General features: G+C 38.3%; 15 protein-coding genes. 5 read left to right on the forward strand and 10 right to left on the reverse strand.

All coding sequences use genetic code 11. The annotated features are described in order from the left end of the window. The first annotated feature begins 559 nt into the window (after positions 1-559). The 3 genes from C9J42_RS07575 to C9J42_RS07585 all read left to right on the forward strand — a co-directional run bounded on the left by C9J42_RS07575 (position 560) and on the right by C9J42_RS07585 (position 2,145). The gene (locus C9J42_RS07575; RefSeq protein ID WP_107287394.1) at positions 560-1,354 is read left to right on the forward strand and encodes a transcriptional regulator; all 795 of its coding nucleotides are present in this window, start codon (positions 560-562) and stop codon (positions 1,352-1,354) included. After that, entirely contained in the window at positions 1,347-1,784 is a 438-nt protein-coding gene (locus tag C9J42_RS07580) for a hypothetical protein (protein WP_107208157.1), read from the forward strand. The genes C9J42_RS07575 and C9J42_RS07580 overlap by 8 nt, the downstream gene beginning before the upstream one ends. 115 nt (positions 1,785-1,899) lie before the next feature. Continuing rightward, positions 1,900-2,145, forward strand: coding sequence for a hypothetical protein (locus tag C9J42_RS07585; protein ID WP_107260332.1), 246 nt, complete (start codon positions 1,900-1,902; stop codon positions 2,143-2,145). 45 nt (positions 2,146-2,190) lie between these two features. Here the strand turns inward: C9J42_RS07585 and C9J42_RS07590 are convergent, their stop codons facing one another. From C9J42_RS07590 to matP, 3 genes are read right to left on the reverse strand one after another with little or no spacing between them, the layout of a single operon-like run. Next, complete coding sequence (locus tag C9J42_RS07590; protein ID WP_107208155.1) at positions 2,191-2,589, reverse strand: PPC domain-containing DNA-binding protein; 399 nt, start codon at positions 2,587-2,589, stop codon at positions 2,191-2,193. 55 nt (positions 2,590-2,644) lie between these two features. Further along, positions 2,645-2,950 carry a DUF3634 family protein gene (locus tag C9J42_RS07595; protein WP_107208154.1) on the reverse strand — a complete coding sequence of 102 codons (306 nt, stop codon included), beginning with the start codon at positions 2,948-2,950 and terminating at the stop codon, positions 2,645-2,647. A 52-nt stretch (positions 2,951-3,002) separates the two neighbouring features. Beyond that, on the reverse strand, positions 3,003-3,467 hold the full coding sequence (gene matP, locus C9J42_RS07600; RefSeq protein ID WP_107208153.1) for a macrodomain Ter protein MatP: 465 nt from the start codon (positions 3,465-3,467) through the stop codon (positions 3,003-3,005). Positions 3,468-3,660: 193 nt separating this feature from the next. On the opposite strand from matP, the gene C9J42_RS07605 reads away from it, so the two are divergent. Both C9J42_RS07605 and fabA read left to right on the forward strand, forming a co-directional pair. Beyond that, positions 3,661-5,394, forward strand: coding sequence for a Lon protease family protein (locus tag C9J42_RS07605; RefSeq protein WP_107246653.1), 1,734 nt, complete (start codon positions 3,661-3,663; stop codon positions 5,392-5,394). 68 nt (positions 5,395-5,462) lie between these two features. Next, positions 5,463-5,978, forward strand: coding sequence for a bifunctional 3-hydroxydecanoyl-ACP dehydratase/trans-2-decenoyl-ACP isomerase (fabA, locus tag C9J42_RS07610; protein WP_107208151.1), 516 nt, complete (start codon positions 5,463-5,465; stop codon positions 5,976-5,978). Positions 5,979-6,295: 317 nt separating this feature from the next. Here the strand turns inward: fabA and rmf are convergent, their stop codons facing one another. The 7 genes from rmf to pyrD all read right to left on the reverse strand — a co-directional run bounded on the left by rmf (position 6,296) and on the right by pyrD (position 15,740). After that, positions 6,296-6,469 carry a ribosome modulation factor gene (rmf, locus tag C9J42_RS07615; protein ID WP_005367875.1) on the reverse strand — a complete coding sequence of 58 codons (174 nt, stop codon included), beginning with the start codon at positions 6,467-6,469 and terminating at the stop codon, positions 6,296-6,298. A 172-nt stretch (positions 6,470-6,641) separates the two neighbouring features. Beyond that, on the reverse strand, positions 6,642-8,621 hold the full coding sequence (locus tag C9J42_RS07620; RefSeq protein ID WP_107301850.1) for a DUF3466 family protein: 1,980 nt from the start codon (positions 8,619-8,621) through the stop codon (positions 6,642-6,644). After that, positions 8,621-10,555, reverse strand: a complete 1,935-nt coding sequence (locus C9J42_RS07625) for an ABC transporter ATP-binding protein (RefSeq protein ID WP_107287392.1) — start codon at positions 10,553-10,555, stop codon at positions 8,621-8,623. The genes C9J42_RS07620 and C9J42_RS07625 overlap by 1 nt, the downstream gene beginning before the upstream one ends. Positions 10,556-10,560: 5 nt before the next feature. Beyond that, the gene (locus C9J42_RS07630; RefSeq protein WP_107246656.1) at positions 10,561-10,812 is read right to left on the reverse strand and encodes a glutaredoxin family protein; all 252 of its coding nucleotides are present in this window, start codon (positions 10,810-10,812) and stop codon (positions 10,561-10,563) included. Then, entirely contained in the window at positions 10,806-12,950 is a 2,145-nt protein-coding gene (rlmKL, locus tag C9J42_RS07635; RefSeq protein WP_107208148.1) for a bifunctional 23S rRNA (guanine(2069)-N(7))-methyltransferase RlmK/23S rRNA (guanine(2445)-N(2))-methyltransferase RlmL, read from the reverse strand. The genes C9J42_RS07630 and rlmKL overlap by 7 nt, the downstream gene beginning before the upstream one ends. 985 nt (positions 12,951-13,935) lie before the next feature. Continuing rightward, positions 13,936-14,475, reverse strand: a complete 540-nt coding sequence (locus C9J42_RS07640) for a cell division protein ZapC (RefSeq protein WP_107208147.1) — start codon at positions 14,473-14,475, stop codon at positions 13,936-13,938. Between the two features lie 254 nt (positions 14,476-14,729). Further along, positions 14,730-15,740, reverse strand: coding sequence for a quinone-dependent dihydroorotate dehydrogenase (pyrD, locus tag C9J42_RS07645; protein ID WP_107208146.1), 1,011 nt, complete (start codon positions 15,738-15,740; stop codon positions 14,730-14,732).

Genomic DNA, 15,740 nt, shown 5'->3' on the forward strand with positions numbered 1-15,740 from the left:
TCACCTCTAACACCAAGAAGAAAACGTGACTTCCCTACTCTATAACCCAATTTATCCCAACTAGAGTTACCTTAAAGGAGACCTTTAATCAGATAATAATGAGGACATTTTTAAATAGGAAAACATAACTACGATGTTATTTAACTTGGTCGCTTTTTGTAATTACTTGGTTTAAATTCTCCAACCAATTCGACCATGTAGTCGCTAAATTCATGTGTACATGGATATAACTCAATATGTTGTTGATGTTTCTTCAATACTATCGAACGAATAAAAACAAGCTTTCTTCTTTCAACTGATTAATGGCTAATTAAACAGAGAGTTACACTGATATAACCTTTAAACAAAATAGTTACACCGTCACTTATAGCATTTAAAGCTTCTAACTAAGTCGTTTTCACTATCAATTTGATTAAAAAACAGAAGAATTTATATACAAATGATAATATGCCAAGCATATAGTTGCATCAATATAGAATTCGATACCTTTTTTGTATAAAATAGCCTCTCTTTTTGAGTAGTTATCCCCTTTGACAACTCTATTATTGATAAGTAAATAATGAACGATGAAGTAAACAACGGAATAGAACGTTTTGGTCGTTTTGATGTTGATTATTCGCGAAGAACGATCACCCGTATAAGTGATAATGCTGTTTTAAAAGTCTCACGCTCAGAGACTCATATCTTTGCTTTATTAGCAAACACCGCAAACAATACTGTACATAGAGAAACATTACTAAAAGAGTGCTGGCAAGGAAAAGTAGTAACGAATAATTCGTTAACTGTAGCGATAAAAAACCTTCGCACTTCATTTAGTAAAATCGGTGAGCATAATATCATCACAACCGAGCCAAAACTTGGTTACTCAATTAGAGAAACCTCTCTGCTTGATGATGGTTCTCATCCGCCTCTGTCTGAAGATATTAGTAAACATATAGAAGCTCATGAAATTGCAGAAAAGTTAGAATTAGAAGAGCATCAAGAAAGCATTATTGATAAACCAGTAAATACTGAGAAGAAAAAAAAATTCAGCTTACTCAATAAATTAAATACATTTAGCCTATTTGATTTTCTGATTGTTTGCTTTTTCTTTTTAGCTACTTTATTTGTCTGTTACCAGTACTTATTTTTTGTTAATACAACTGATGTTGATGGTATATCTGTTAATTATAATGGCGTTGAATTACCAAATCCTGTTACACAGGCAATCATTGATTATAAAGCAGGCGATATAAGTCAATGGTATGCATTCCCTATCGGTGGATTGTGTGAGCGTTATAAATTAATAGGTGTGCATAATGAGCACTATATTGACTTAACTTCACAGGTGAACCAGGAGCAGTGCGATGCTTAAAAAAGCTTTCCTTGGCATATTCCTAGCTCTATTGTTTATTATTGTCCAAGCGATTTTTAATGCTGTCAGCACACAGTCGGCATATTTATTTACTAAGGAATACCCTGCTTTTGGCTCTGAAATTATAAAGGTTGACCTAAATGATGGGCGAATTAAGATTAATACAATTAGAAAAGATAAAGAAAATCGAGTTATTTCATCATCTTTATTTAGTGGTGTATTTTTAAAAATTCAAAATCATTATTACACTTTTGGTGTTAAGCAATTAAATAAAAGTCGTGAAGTCGATTTCACTTTTAGTAACTTCTATATTGATTATCTTCGAACAAAAGAAGCTGTTTATATATCCGATGACAGAGGTATTCTAGAGCTAGCTTCAGGTAAGTCTATTTACCTAAGTAGCCTACTATTAGGTCAAAAGATACGCTAAAAATAAGCCGGTGTTTGCCGGTTTATTTTTAGTCAGCAACACTAAGTTATAGTGCGCTAGGGTGGTGACGTTTTGATTAAAAATTGATATATTATAGAGAGTTAAGGAGTATCTAATGGCAATAACAATCCGTGATATCGATAAGCATTATTATATGATTGAGTCTCTTAAATCATTAACGAATAGTAATGTTACAACCAAAGCGCTGATAAAAGGTGGCTATTTAGCCGTAGATTTAGGTCAACAATTAGAAAATGAACGACTAAAAAGAATAAAAGCAGAGAGTGAACTTCAGGAATTAAAGCAAAAGTTTTCATCTTATATAAAAAGTAAAGAAGAGTTATTAGATGCATTAAAGTAGATTTAATAACAAGTTAAACTTATCTTTAACTTGTTATTATTCGCTTCACTTTGCACAAATTTTCAGCTCATCAAATCGTGTTGATTCGTCATACTCTCGGTTAAATGATAAATTTGTATAACTCGCAATACAAACTTCTGCAGTATAAGAAACAATACTTCCATCAACAAGATGGCCACCTATTACCTGCCCTTTTTTATCAGCTACCGAAATATGAAGATGGACATGCTGTGGTGTTAATGTTCCTGATAATGTAAGAATTTCCAGAGGGCCAGAAACCTCTATTGTCTTAGATTCATCAGCCAATCGTATATTCACTTTAGACAAACAACCAATGCCTGAAAGTAAACTTCCTGCTTGGATCTTATTGTCTTGTACAAAGTGCAGAATACTCTTTTTAAGATCTTTACCTTGGGTTAATCGAAACGCGTATGGAATAATCACAATTGACTCTTTTAAATAGTAAGTGTAATGAACGTTTTATTACACTTACTTCCAATTAAGCACGTTTGCCCTTTTTAGTTGAATGAGAGCTATGAGGGAAAACATTACGAATACGTTGTTTTGTTTTACTTGGAATATCCTTTGAAAAATCAATTTTTGTAGTGAATCGATTTTTATAAACTTTGATATGACCACTAAAAGGTGTTTTATGTGCGATCTCTTTACATGCGGTTTGAAAGCCAGTCGGTACACTCCCTTTCGTTTTTATCAGTTCGCCATTTTCAAATTTCAAAACCATAATAGGACGATCTTTAAAGACGATAAAAATAACAACTACTGCTAAAACAAGTACATATTCCATTTGCTTACTCCTTAAACGTAACCTTTAAAAGAACAGCAACCACCAAAAAACGTTATTTATCAAAGGATTCAATGTTTAGTAGTTCTGTCAGGTTATTCTTGATATCACTAACCTGTTTGTTAGCTCGCTCTGTTCGGTTACTTTCACTGATCAAATATTCGATAGTATCGGATAATGTAGAACCTAACTCTTGCGATTTTTCTGCCAACTTTTCCCAAACACGGAAATCTAAATCGATTGATTTTTTTCGTGTATGTACTTGTTCTGCATTAAAATGGCGCTTTCTTTTTGCTCGAATCGCTTGTTTTAATTTATTTTCAAGCGCAGGAGACATATTTGAACCGATCCATTCAATCACTTTTGTTGGTTCGTGTTCAATATCGAAAAGAGCCTCAACAGCAGCTTCTGCTTCACTGCGATCAATAAAGCGTGTAATTGATTCGCCTTCCTTGTGTTTTTTTACTAAATAAGCCCATTTCCAACCGGATTCAAGATTTTCAAGCTGCTGATATTTCATAAAATTACAATTTTCTCATCGTCAACGAAAAACGCGTTACAGTGTAACTCTGACATTCTTAAATAACAATCACCTATATAGAATAACCGATTGTTTTTATGAAACATAAATATAGCTCATAAGTTTCTATTATGAGCTCTTTGATTGTTTTATACTGCTTACCTTTTCACAGTAACAATAGAAAGCTAAATTTATGCATGAAGAATCTTGGCGTACAATGTTTCCTGATTATAGCCAGTACCAAACAACTCTAGAACATTATAGTAATCTTGAACCCGCGACAGTTGGTACTCTTCAACCTCGACTATCAGATGCCGTACGCCGCTTCAGCGCGCTTAATTTACAGCCTCGTATTCTACGTATTACGGCGCCTGATAACACGTTGTATCGTGACTATATTATTGAACTCATAAAAAAATACCAATATCAAAGTAGTAATAATACATCTAGCTCACAAACGAGTGAAAATGAGCAACCGATCATCATCGCGGGTGATGATATTACAGCTGAAAAACTATTTGGTGCCGTCTATCCTGCTCTAGAGTCAAATAGTTTAGCAAAACCAAGCGTTAAGCATGGTTTATTACACCAAGCAAATAATGGATATTTGATTTTATCAATCACCGCCCTTCTCAGTAATCCATCGTTATGGCCGCGTTTAAAAAGCGTACTAATGGACGGCATGCTAGATTGGGAGGCCGCTAACAAAAAAGTACTATGCCCCTTACCTGCGCCTGAGAAGGTAAATGTAAAACTGGTAATCATTGGTGATCGTCATTTAATGGCAGAACTTGATCATGCTGAGCCTGATCTTGCCGCTGGTTTTGCTATGTACGGTGAATTTGAACAAGATCTCTTATTAAACGAATCCAATCTTGAAGAGTATCTTCGTTATATAAAGGCGATTATTACTCATCATAAACTGCCAGACTTGGCTGATACGGACGCTGTAACTGCACTGCTATGTGCAGGTGCGCGTTATGCTGAAGATCAAACACGCTTACCACTTTGTTTGCTTTGGCACCTAAATCTATTGTCTGAAGCAAGTATAGAGACAGACGGCAAAGTTTTAACGGCAACGAATATTAAAGCATCACTTCGCGCTAAAGAATATCGTGAGTCTTATTTGCCAGAACGCGCTATTGCTGATATTCACCATGGCCAAGTCCTGATTGCTAGTGAAGGTAAAGAAGTGGGTCAGGTTAATGGTTTAACCGTGGTTGAAATGCCTGGACACCCAACAGCCTATGGCGAGCCTGCTCGTATTTCTTGTGTGGTTCACTTTGGTGACGGCGATATTTCTGATGTCGAACGTAAAGTTGAACTGGGCGGAAATATTCACGCGAAAGGCATGATGATCATGCAAGCGTTTGTTGCAACAGCGCTAGATTTAGATCAAGCCCTGCCTTACTCAGCGTCCATTGTTTTTGAACAGTCATACTCTGAAGTCGATGGTGACAGTGCCTCTCTTGCAGAACTCTGTGCATTAATGTCTGCATTATCTTCACAGCCTATTAATCAGCAAATAGCGGTAACCGGTGCTGTTGATCAGTTTGGTCGTGTACAAGCTGTAGGTGGGATTAATGAAAAAATCGAAGGCTTCTATAAAGTGTGTGTTCATCGAGGGTTAACTGGTAATCAGGGTGTTATATTACCAAAGACTAACTTGAGTAACCTTTGTTTAAATGATGAAGTCATTGAAGCAATAAAAGCGAAGCAGTTCCACATCTGGGCAATAGAGAACGTTGATGAAGCGATCCCTCTTTTAACGGATAAGCCATTCCGTAGCGAGAATGATGAAGATGAAACGATTTTATCTTTGATTGAAGAAAGAATTGATTATTTCCACCATGGTGACCTTTCAAATGAGATTGGTCTGTTAAATCGCCTACGTTTACGTATATCTAACTGGTTTGTCCAGAACTGATCCGAGTTGTTTAGCTTACACGTGTAAGCTAAATTGCTCCCATACATTTGAAGGAGTAATTGATTCTAATGACACGCCAGCATTCTTATACACACGAAGAACTTGTCGCTTGTGGCAACAGCGAACTATACGGTCCTGACTTCCCATCATTACCATCAGATAACATGCTAATGATTGACCGTATCGTAAATATCACCGATAAAGATGGTGATCACGGCAAAGGTTTTATTGTCGCCGAATTAGATATCAATCCTGACTTATGGTTTTTTAACTGTCACTTTAAAGGTGATCCTGTAATGCCTGGTTGCCTTGGTCTTGATGCAATGTGGCAACTAGTAGGCTTCTTCCTTGGTTGGTCTGGCGGTGAAGGCAAAGGTCGAGCACTGGGTGTGGGTGAAGTTAAATTTACAGGTCAAATTCTCCCGACAGCCAAAAAAGTAACTTATGAAATTCAGTTTAAGCGTGTTATCAACCGTAAGCTAATCATGGGTGTTGCTGATGGCCGTGTACTGGTAGACGGTAAAGAAATCTACGTTGCTAAAGATTTAAAAGTGGGTCTTTTTAAAGATACTGACAATTTCTAATCAGTGTGGCGAATCTAAATACTCAGCCCTGAGGCATTTATGTCTCGGGGCTTTTTTTATCCACCAGCATAATAACCTTGTATCTCTTCTACGTACTTATCCGTTACATGACTCTGACAAATCAACGAATTAAAAATAATAACACTCTTTAGTTTGCAATCACAAAAACAAGAAAATATCCATTAATACTCATTTGATTGCAGTCTCTGTAATGTGTCTTAAGTAGATAAATCAAGAATGCTATCATTTCTTATTATGCATAAAAAAGCCCCTTCTCCTAAGGGGCTGCAGAATAGGGTTAACCATGAGGGAGGTTATTATTTGTAGAGACCTTGTTGTAACTCTTCTCTAGCGTCTCGCCAACCACCTAGCCAGTTAGTACGGGCATCTGTACCTTGGTACGGACATGCATCTGTAGAACGGCCATTTAATCCGGCTTGATAACCTCGAGCCTGCGCACGTTCTAAACGATCCCGCTTTTGTCTCTTCATAGTTCGGTCCTCATCCTTATCTGTATATTACTTTTCATTATCATTACATAATGATGGAGTTTTTATGTCTCCACTTATAAAAATGGGTTATTTCGAACAATTTATCAAATTTAAAAACGAAACAAGCCCACAAAATGTGAGCTTGTTGGTATAACATAATTTATTTTAAAAATTACTTACGGCGTCTGAAACCAATAAAGCCTAACGCTGTCAAAGCCAAAATGCCAAGCGATCCACCAGAACGTTTTACTGGCTCCTCGTCTTCTGTTTTACGAACAATAATATCTTTATCCGTCGCATTTGCCTTAGGAACAAGCTTAATCGCAACCTGCTTTTCAGTCACAGAACACTGCGCTTCTTTAGTTAAGTTTTGATAACCACCAGCACAGTAATTTGCTGTTGCTGAAATAACACCTGCGTCGTTAATATCGGTTGCAGAAATAATACGGTAAGAGTTTGCAACCGTATTCGCTGCACCGCCATCATTGGTTAAGTCATCTAGCATCCATACACTACCAGCCTTTAGAGGCCCTTGCGCTGTAGAGCCTGCAATGTAGGTAAATGCACGATGACGACGCTCAGAGCCATCAATTTGATTCTTCGTTTCTGAATCAACCCAACCTACAACCTGATCATTATCATTAATTGCTGTTGCATCACCATTTGAACCACGGAAGAATAATGGGCTTATAGATGTATCAAGGAACTTAGTCTGGTTCGTTGCTTTATCAAAGATAAACATTTTTTGTGGAATCGAACGGTTTTCAGCATTATGACTCTTTGCAATACCAACAACTTTAAAGCTCGAGTTGATGTCGTTAGCCATTGTGTATTGATAATTACGATCATCGCCAGTTGAAATATTTAAGCCAGGAACAAAAGTTTGTGTCCATTTCGTTAAATCAGCACTAGGTTCAAAGTATGCGGCTTGCATAACATAAGAATCATTACTATTGGTATCGCGAGATGCATAGCCTACAGCAACAGGAGCGTTATTGACCATAGCAACCGCATTAGCAGATGCTTGTGAAGAAACATCATCATGATCAGGGTCAACAGCTGCTAAATTTGAACTAATAACACCTGATTTAACAAGATTACCTGTATTATCAACAACCCAGAAAGCAGCTGCATTAGCAAAAGTACTAAACTGGCACTCAAACGTACTGTACAGATTAGAAGGATTATTCACACATTTAGCGAAGGTATCTTTGTTGAAACCTAAACCTATATTAATGTTATCTGTATTTGGCACTCGCGAATCAAGATTTTGAGTAAATGTTTGACCAAAAGAAGATGAACCCACAACTAACAAATTACCGTCAGTCGTTTCTACTGCCCCATTCGCTGTCGTCTGCCCCATATTTTTAACAAATGCATCGCCCGATACAGGCGCTAATAATGATACTGGGGTACCATCATTATTTACAAAACCACGTTTAGCAAAAGCACGAGGATTCACCGAACCATTCTTAAATACGGCTGAAGTTGACGTACCAAAACTGTAATTACCCACGATACCTTCAAGAACGGCATCAGTTGTATTTTCTTGAATACTTCCTAAGCCAGTTTCAGAGTATGCGCTAGCATCATCGGCTTTAGTTGTTACAGCTGCCCCATTTTTAAGTGCAAGAGCATTTGAATGGTAACCATTTAACCATGTCTGTTGAATATGTTGTAGACCACCTAAACCTTGACCGTCTTGAACATCATCAATATTGTAGTCATAACCGTAATACTCATTATCAGCCCAAACATTACAGATGTTGTAGCCTAAGTTATCACGACAGTAACTATATAACCCATTCCAATCATCAATGAACTGACGATTCTCATTATATGCTGTGGTATCAGATAACGGCGTACCTTGAGTACCACGTCGAACGGTTCCCGCAACATCATATGAATCAGCATTACAGTTGTTACCTGTAAAGCAATTGTCGCCTTCAGCAGATGGTTTAATACCCGTAGTAAAAGCTGAAACAGGTGTACTATCTGCATTTGCCTGTGCACTCGGGAAATATGCTTGAGCTGCAAGTTGATCTGATCCTGCAGTTGAAACAGGGACAATATCATAAACAGCAGCGCTAGCTTGAGAGGCACCAGCAACGAGGATTGCAAGTGTTGATAGTTTTAACATCTTATGTGGCATTAGGATTCCTTTTGCATCGCTTCCAATTCTTCCCATCGTTCAAAGGCAACTTCAAACTCTTCTTCAAGCTTAGCTAAACCTGTAAGGATGGCTTGTGTGTCATTTTTCGGATCGGAGAAAAATGCAGGATCATTAATTTGTTCCTGAATTTTCGCGATTTCATTTTCCAAGTCTTCAATTTTTTGCGGCAAGCCAGCTAACTCATGTTGAAGAGTAAAAGATAGCTTCTTACCTGCGCGTTTAGGTGTAACATCTTTTTGCTTTTGTTCTTGAGCAGCTTTCTTGCTCTTCTCTAATTCGATTTTTGCAGCCTGCTCTCTTGCTTGATTGGCATAAGAATTCGCACGCTGAGATTGTGCATCATGGTAACCGCCAACGTATTCGTTAACAACGCCCTCACCTTCAAAAATCCAGCTTGTAGTCACAGTATTATCAACGAATTGACGATCGTGACTCACTAAAAGTAACGTACCTTGATAATTGGCAAGTATATCTTCTAAAAGTTCCAATGTTTCGATATCTAAATCGTTCGTTGGTTCATCAAGAACCAGCAAATTATTTGGTTTTAGGAACAATTTCGCCAACAATAGTCGGTTCTTCTCACCACCAGACAGCGCTTTAACTGGCGTACGAGCACGACGAGGGTGAAATAGGAAATCTTGTAAATAACCTAGCGCATGACGAGTTTTACCGTTAATTGTCACTTCTTGCTTACCATCAGCAAGGTTATCCATTACGGTTTTCTCTGGATCGAGAATTTCACGGTACTGGTCAAAATAAGCCACTTCTAGCTTAGTACCACAGTGGAAGTCACCCTCAGTTGCTTGCAGTTTATCCAGCATCAGTTTAATTAAGGTACTCTTACCACAACCATTAGGACCAATTAAGGCAATACGATCGCCACGCATAACATTAAAGCTGAAATCTTTAACGATTTGCTTATCGCCATAGCTATAACCGATATTCTTCGCTTCAAAGACAATCTTACCTGAACGGTTCGCGTCTTGTAGCTGCATATCCGCTTTACCTACAACATCACGACGCTCTGCACGTTCATTGCGCAATGCTTTAAGTGCACGAACACGACCTTCGTTACGAGTACGACGCGCTTTAATACCTTGCCTTATCCACACTTCTTCTTGTGCTAGTTTTTTGTCAAATAATGCGTTTTGTTCTTCTTCTACACGCAATAACTCAACTTTTGCCTCTAGGTAACCTTCATAGTCACCAGGGAAAGACACTAATTGGCCACGATCTAAATCAACGATACGAGTCGCCATAGAACGAATAAATGCACGGTCGTGCGAAATAAAGATAATTGAACCACGGAAGTCTTTTAGAAAACCTTCTAACCATTCAATCGTTGTTACATCAAGGTGGTTTGTTGGCTCATCAAGTAACAAAATATCAGGATCACACACTAGCGCACGAGCAAGTGCTGCTTTACGTTGCCAACCACCAGACAAATCAGTAAGAAGTGTATTCGGTTCAAGCTTCAAGCTTTCAAGTACTGCTGCAATACGCGTATCTAACTGCCAACCGTTATGGTGATCAACTTGCTCCTGAATACGCGATAGTTTATTAATGTTTGCTTCACTAGGATCGGCGGTGACAAGGTCCAATTGGTGATGGTACTCACGCAGAACACGACCTGCATCAGCAAGACCTTCCGCTACATAATCAAATACAGACCCTTCCGCATTACGCGGTGGATCTTGCTCTAAACGAGAAACCACCAGCTCATTTTGACGTTGAATACTACCGTCATCGAGTAATACGTCACCAGCAATCACTTTCATTAATGTTGATTTACCAGCGCCGTTACGGCCAACAAGACAAACACGCTCATGTGGCTGAAGAAGAAATTCTGCTTTATCGAGTAAAGCATGATCGCCATACGCTAGTTGAGCGTTACTAATTTTTATAAGTGCCATCGTAATTAACCAAGCTTATTTGTTATTAACCATGTTTTTAATGAATCTGTATCAAAGGGCCAGCCCAATTCAGGAACATTACGATCATGATTTTGAATAGAGAGTACAGGTATAGTTACACCGTAACGAGAAAACAGTGCGTCATCAAATGCGATATCAACAATATCAACTTTATCTTTAAGTCCAACCTCTACGAGCAGACGGTATGCCTGCTCGCAAAGGTGGCAGCCTTCCGTGCTATAAAGTGTGATTAACACTCGTCTTCCTTGTGAGTAATAATCCAACAGTTATGGATTTGCTTATTCTTAGCAAAGTCCATTGGCAATGTTTTATTTGAGATATTCTTCGCCTGTAAGCCAAGTTCATTAATCTTATCTAAATCCATCTTGAACTGACGTTTATTGTTTGAGAAAACAATTTGACCATCAGGACGTAGCATGCGCTTTAGGTTTTCCATTAACATGATGTGATCACGTTGAATATCAAACGTCTGCTTCATACGCTTAGAGTTAGAGAACGTTGGTGGATCGATAAAAATCAGGTCGAAAGTATCATCAACTTCTTGTAGCCACTGTAAACAGTCAGCCTGAACATATTCATGTTGTGGGCCTACCTGATTATTAAGCTCCATATTCTCTTGAGCCCAACGAAGGTAAGTATTCGACATATCAACGGTAGTTGTTGTCTTTGCACCACCGACAGCAGCATGAACAGTTGCAGATCCTGTATAAGAGAACAAGTTAAGGAAATCTTTACCTGTTGCCATTTGGCCAAGCATACGACGCGTAATACGGTGATCAAGGAACAAACCTGTATCTAAGTAATCATAAAGATTCACTTTAAGTTCAACACCGTACTCTTCAACAATCATGTGGCGCTCTGCACTTGATAGCTTCTGGTATTGGTTCTTACCTTTTTGACGCTCACGGACTTTAAGAATAACTTTATTGCTTTCTACACCCGTTACTTCAATTGTCGCACGCAACACATCCATAATACGACGACGTGCTGTTTCTTCAGAAACGGATTTAGGCGCTGCATATTCTTGGATAATTAAGTAATCTTTGTACTTATCAATCGCGGCATTGTAGTTAGGTAAATCAGCATCGTAGATACGGTAACATTCGATACCTTCACGTTTTGCCCATTTATCTAACTTAGTAATGTTCTTTTTAAGGCGGTTCGCGAAATCAGGCGCGACCTCTTCTTGAACGATGACACCTTCAGATTGCCCTTCTTCTTTCTGAACACTACCCGCAGTGATCAAATAAGTTTTAAGTACACAATCTAATGCGCCGTTACGAAGCTTAAATTGCTTGTCTGCACGCATACGCATACAACTTAACAATTCGTTCGAACCTGAATAAATGGCAGCAACAGAACCCGCAAAAGCGAGTTTTAAACGGTTACCAAATTCTTTGTACAATGCAATAAGTTCAGGGGTTGTACCTAAACGTTCACCATATGGAGGGTTACAAAGAATAATGCCTGTTTCGAACCCTTCAGGGCGAACAAGCTGTGTGGCATCACCATATTCAAAATCAATCAGATCTTTAACACCAGCACGACCCGCATTATCACGAGCAATCGCTAATACACGACGATCCATTTCACGACCAAAGAACTTGGTCGTGACTTTTGCAGGACCACGACGAGATTTAACCGTTGCTTCTGCATGGATCTCTAACCAAGCTTCTTGGTCAAAGTCTTTGATTGATTCAAAGCCCCAACGCTTACGTTTAAGACCTGGTGCAATTTCAGCGGCTATCATCGCAGCTTCAATCACTAAAGTACCTGAACCACACATTGGATCTAACAATGCTTGTTCTGGTGTCCAGCCACTTTTCATAACAAGTGCAGCAGCATGGGTTTCACGCAGTGGTGCTTTACCCGCTTCACTACGGTAACCACGTTGGTGTAAACCGCTACCTGCCATATCAAGACCAAGAATACCTTTCTCACCAGATAGACGCATATGAATACGTAGATCAGGACGCTCACGGTCGATATTAGGACGACGTAAATCCGCTTTTGTAAATCGGTCTACAATCGCATCTTTAATTTTCATTGCACCGTATTGGCTATTACGGATTTCGCGGTTAGTACCATTAAAATCGACCACAATACGTGTATTGCTATCAAAATAGTTCATCCAGTTGATAGCTGTTGCACCTAAGTACAAGTCCATATCATCACGAACGTTAAATTCACTCAGTACTTGAATGATACGTGATGAGATTCGTGTCCATAGACAACAACGGTAAGCTGTTGCTTGTTCTGCTTTAAAACGGACACCTGCATGCACAACTTGAATGTTCTGTGCACCTAATTGTTCTAATTCATCCGCAAGCAAATTTTCAAGGCCGCGGGAAGTAATCGCTAGATATTGATTCATGGAGTTCTTTTCACACTAATATTGCGAGGAATTATAACTGAAATCACAAAAAATGCCTCGTCAAAACCATAATGAAATGGCTCATTTAGGAAAAAAAATTCATTCTTCAATCAGTACGTTCTCAATCAAAGAGGATGTAACAACAAACATCTTCACTTACCTGCAAAACTTGCGACCAATACAACGCTAAAAGTCATATTTAACGATTCTCATCAAACAAAGAACAAATCATTAATCTGGAATAATGAAAACCACCCTCAAAGCAATTTCTCACCCTGAGTGACATTTGATTTATCTTTAACATTCAAGAGCTTAAAAATTTTTTACGCTAAATACCCCTATTCAATATTATCACCCGCCCTTTGGTGGAATAAATTATTCCAACGCTATTACACAACCACTACTTCACTATTAACGCAGGAAAAAGAGGAAGGGGTTGTCAATCAAACGTAATGTAACAAAGAAATTAACGTCATAAACCATCAGGTTTTACTTAAATAAAGCAGTAAGAATTGTCTGGCTATATATAAGAATTTTGAGATCTATGACATATTTTTAGTGTAATTTTTAACCAGAAAAATGGTGGATATACCTTACTGAGTAGCAATGAAGTCAGTTAACGAATACAAATATACGCTCTAACCTATCTTGAATACCTACAAGGAAGCGTAACTATCATGAATTACAGAAATTGATGATGCGGTATGTAGATAACAGTAGTTATGTTGTTATCGTTAGTTACAAAGAAAATGGATATAAAAATGAGAGATTTGGACGATAACTATCTCAATAAAAGGTGATATCTTTCTCACCATCTAATAGAGAAAAGCATGCAAATATACTAAGGGAGGCCGTACTGGACAGCAGAAGAAAGATAGCAAATTAGCCTAAATTTAATGGGCTTTTACTACAAAAGATAACAAATACTGCTATCTACCGGGAGACTGATAAGGATATACGACAAAAATATGAGATGAAGAAACGACTAACCGACAAGCGCAAAATGTCGCTGTTCAGTTTCTACAAAACAGGGAGCCATTCGATCATTCATAACTTTAATCGTTTCGCAGAACTCCATGCTTTTAAGGCCGTCTAAATCAACAGTAGCAACATCAGCAAGCATACAGAGACTCGCGACCCCACTGTTTTCAATCACAACGTAATGGGCAGTACAAGAAGCCGTCATTAAAGTAATAACTTGTCCCTGTAATGGCTCTACACCTTGTTGAGGTGCGAAATACCAACTTTTTGGCATCATAGGCTTATGGAAACGTCGTGCGGCTGTAGCATTTAATGCTAATTCACATTTTCTAGCTGCAGAAATTGGCAGATGAGCAATCTGCTCTTGGAAGTTTTGATAGGCTTCAATATCATCAACATTAAAAATATCACTTATTTTGGCTTCTGGGGTAAGCAGCTTACTTGGTAACGATACACGGAAAAGCATATCGTCATTCAACTCAAGCATGAGTGAATTCATTTCAGCGTCAAAATACCATTTCCATGAATTATCTGGCTTTAACACGTTCTTACTCCTGAAAGACAGTGATTTATTTTGTATCTGTGATCATATGTTTAAATTTTAGCTTAATTCTACTCGCGTATTCATAAAATAAAAGGGGAAAATAGCGGTTCTATCACGAGTAAATCAGATGTATATTTGATACAAATAGACTAAGTACATAATTAAAAACCCAGCCTAGTATTCACTAAGCTGGGTTTTCGTATGTCAGAAGATATTTAAATTTAATACTTCAGTACGAGAGCGATAGCCAACAGTTAAAGACCGTTTACAATATCTTTAACTAAACGTGGGCCATGATAAATAAAGCCAGAATAAACCTGTACTAGGCTTGCACCAACCATCATCTTCTCGCGAGCAGCCATTGCAGAATCAATACCACCGACACCAATGATTGGTACTGCGCCATTTAATGCTTCTGACATTTTTCGAATAACTTCAGTACTCTTGTTTTGCAAAGGACGACCGCTTAAGCCCCCCGCTTCATCACAATGTTCCATCCCTTGAACCAAAGAGCGATCCAATGTGGTATTTGTTCCAATCACACCATCTATATTATTACGGATCAAAGAATCACATACCTGTTGAATCTCATGATCATCAAGATCGGGAGCGATCTTAAGTGCTAGAGGAACATACTTATCATGTTGTTTCGCTAATTCAGCTTGTTTAGCTTTAAGCTGGGAAAGCAGATCATCTAAAGCTTCACCATATTGTAAGCTACGTAATCCCGGTGTATTCGGTGACGAAATATTTACAGCAATATAACCAGCATATTGATAAACTTTTTCCATACAAATAATGTAATCTTCAACACCCTTTTCTATCGGTGTATCTTTATTTTTACCGATATTAATACCAATGATGCCGTCAAATTTTGCTTTCTTTACATTCTCAACAAGATTATCAACACCAAGGTTATTAAAACCAAAACGGTTGATAATGCCTTCAGCTGGGATCAAACGGAAAAGACGAGGTTTATCATTACCAGGCTGTGGACGAGGTGTCACGGTCCCTACTTCAACAAAGCCGAAACCCATTTCACCAAATGCATCAATACATTCGCCGTTTTTATCAAGACCAGCCGCTAAGCCAACAGGGTTTTTGAATGTAAGCCCCATAACTTCGACAGGACGTGCAGGAAGATTTTGTCGGTAGAAAAGTTCTAATGGAGTGCCAGTAAAGCGAGAAAAGTTCTCAATAGCGAGGTCGTGTGCTTTTTCAGCATCCAACTGAAAAATAGCAGAACGTGCGATGCGGTATAACAT

This window comes from Photobacterium sp. GB-56, assembly GCF_003026105.1.
Classification (GTDB): Bacteria; Pseudomonadota; Gammaproteobacteria; order Enterobacterales; family Vibrionaceae; genus Photobacterium.

Excerpts from the sequence above, each read along its gene's own strand:
- C9J42_RS07625 (WP_107287392.1), bottom strand. The coding sequence starts at position 10,555 with ATGGCACTTATAAAAATTAGTAACGCTCAACTAGCGTATGGCGATCAT.
- C9J42_RS07580 (WP_107208157.1), top strand. The coding sequence starts at position 1,347 with ATGCTTAAAAAAGCTTTCCTTGGCATATTCCTAGCTCTATTGTTTATT.
- fabA (WP_107208151.1), top strand. The coding sequence starts at position 5,463 with ATGACACGCCAGCATTCTTATACACACGAAGAACTTGTCGCTTGTGGC.
- C9J42_RS07595 (WP_107208154.1), bottom strand. The coding sequence starts at position 2,950 with ATGGAATATGTACTTGTTTTAGCAGTAGTTGTTATTTTTATCGTCTTT.
- C9J42_RS07620 (WP_107301850.1), bottom strand. The coding sequence starts at position 8,621 with ATGCCACATAAGATGTTAAAACTATCAACACTTGCAATCCTCGTTGCT.
- C9J42_RS07605 (WP_107246653.1), top strand. The coding sequence starts at position 3,661 with ATGCATGAAGAATCTTGGCGTACAATGTTTCCTGATTATAGCCAGTAC.
- C9J42_RS07585 (WP_107260332.1), top strand. The coding sequence starts at position 1,900 with ATGGCAATAACAATCCGTGATATCGATAAGCATTATTATATGATTGAG.
- pyrD (WP_107208146.1), bottom strand. The coding sequence starts at position 15,740 with ATGTTATACCGCATCGCACGTTCTGCTATTTTTCAGTTGGATGCTGAA.
- C9J42_RS07575 (WP_107287394.1), top strand. The coding sequence starts at position 560 with ATGAACGATGAAGTAAACAACGGAATAGAACGTTTTGGTCGTTTTGAT.
- rmf (WP_005367875.1), bottom strand. The coding sequence starts at position 6,469 with ATGAAGAGACAAAAGCGGGATCGTTTAGAACGTGCGCAGGCTCGAGGT.
- matP (WP_107208153.1), bottom strand. The coding sequence starts at position 3,467 with ATGAAATATCAGCAGCTTGAAAATCTTGAATCCGGTTGGAAATGGGCT.
- rlmKL (WP_107208148.1), bottom strand. The coding sequence starts at position 12,950 with ATGAATCAATATCTAGCGATTACTTCCCGCGGCCTTGAAAATTTGCTT.